Genomic DNA, 1,585 nt, shown 5'->3' on the forward strand with positions numbered 1-1,585 from the left:
ACACGTAACCCACCCGCCCAGAACACCTCAATCAGCCCTGGAACCAGCGCTCTCAACCAACGCGGCAAGCCACGCGATCGCGTTGCCAGCGGATGAGGTTGTTCCCAGAAGGGTCTTGGACTTAAGTGGAGTGACGGATCTTGTGGGTTGTAGTGAGGTGACTGCGAGCGTGAATCGGGACGAGGCGGTGGCCGAGTTCACTCGGCATCTACGATTCGAACGTGATCTTTCTCCCCATACGGTGCGGGCCTACCTGGCCGACGTCACCTCCCTGCTCGATCACCTGAACGGCCGACTCGAGGACCTTGACGTCGGGACGCTCCGGCAATGGCTGGCCGAGCAACACGGGGCGGGCAAAGCAAGGGCCACTCTCGCGCGCAGGACCGCCTGTGCACGCACTTTCACGGCTTACTGCCATCGCCGGGGCTGGCTGCCGGCGGATCCAGGGTTGATGCTCGGGAGTGCCAAGGTGCCCCGCCCGCTGCCGGCCGTACTCGATCAGCGGCAGGCGGAGGCCGTGCTGGACGCGCCGCCCGCAGAAGAGCCCAAGGAACTGCGGGACCAGGCCATGCTCGAACTGCTGTACGCCACCGGTGTGCGTGTGAGCGAGTTGTGTGCGCTCGATGCCGATGACGTGGACCGGGACCGGCATGTGATCAGGGTGCTGGGCAAGGGGCGCAAGGAGCGTTCGGTGCCTTTCGGGTTGCCCGCGCTTCGAGCGCTGGACAGGTGGTGCGTCCACGGGCGGCCGCGGTGGGTTCGGGCAAGATCGGGACCGGCGCTCTTCCTGGGGGTGCGTGGGGGGCGCATCGACGCGGGAACCGTTCGTCGGATGGTGCACGCGCGACTGGCGCAGGTGGAGGGAGCACCGGACATGGGGCCGCACGGATTGCGGCACACGGCGGCGACCCACCTGCTTGAGGGCGGTGCGGATCTACGCAGCGTTCAGGAACTGCTCGGCCACGCGTCCCTGAACACCACGCAGATCTATACACATGTCTCGATCGAGCGACTGCGTACGGCATACCGACAGGCCCATCCGAGGGCGTGACGGCGAAGCACATGGTCATCCGATGGCACGGCGACGAAATCGCCCCCACCGAAGGAGCGCTGACGATCGCCTCCCCATCGAAGGCCAACGCGCGAATCCACCCCTCATCGGCAAGCGCACCGGTCTTCTGGCCCATGGCGTCCTCCCGCAGCGCCTCAACGTGGTGGCCGGGGTGTTCGGGAGGGACGTTCGCGGGCTCTTCCTCGCTGGCGGCGTTTGCGGTGCCGGCCTGTTCTCGGGCTGTGCCGGCCCATTTGGGTACGCCGTCGTCGTCGGAACAGGACGGTGATCAAGAGGCTGAGGCCCAGCAGGCTGCCCAGGCCAGCGGTGGCTGCCATTGCCGAGGTGGAGGCCGAGCGGTTCGAGAAGAGGTAGGCCGCCGGGCCGGGCCATGGCGTGGGTCCGTGGGCACGGGGTGATGAGCGGAAGGCGGCGGATGTCGCGCCTGCGGGGGGAGGCACGTCGTACGGGGAATGGGCCTGCGTCGCATGGTGCGGTGCCGCCGCGACTCCTTGGGCGGGGTTGGGTTTGTGG

The 1,585-nt window shown here is 67.6% G+C and carries 1 protein-coding gene; it reads left to right on the plus strand.

The annotated features are described in order from the left end of the window. Positions 1–169: 169 nt before the first annotated feature. The gene (locus ITP53_RS55220) at positions 170–1,051 is read left to right on the plus strand and encodes a tyrosine recombinase XerC (protein ID WP_328818945.1); all 882 of its coding nucleotides are present in this window, start codon (positions 170–172) and stop codon (positions 1,049–1,051) included. Positions 1,052–1,585 lie beyond the last annotated feature (534 nt).

The sequence above is a fragment of the Nonomuraea cypriaca genome (assembly GCF_015645445.1).
GTDB lineage: Bacteria > Actinomycetota > Actinomycetes > Streptosporangiales > Streptosporangiaceae > Nonomuraea > Nonomuraea cypriaca.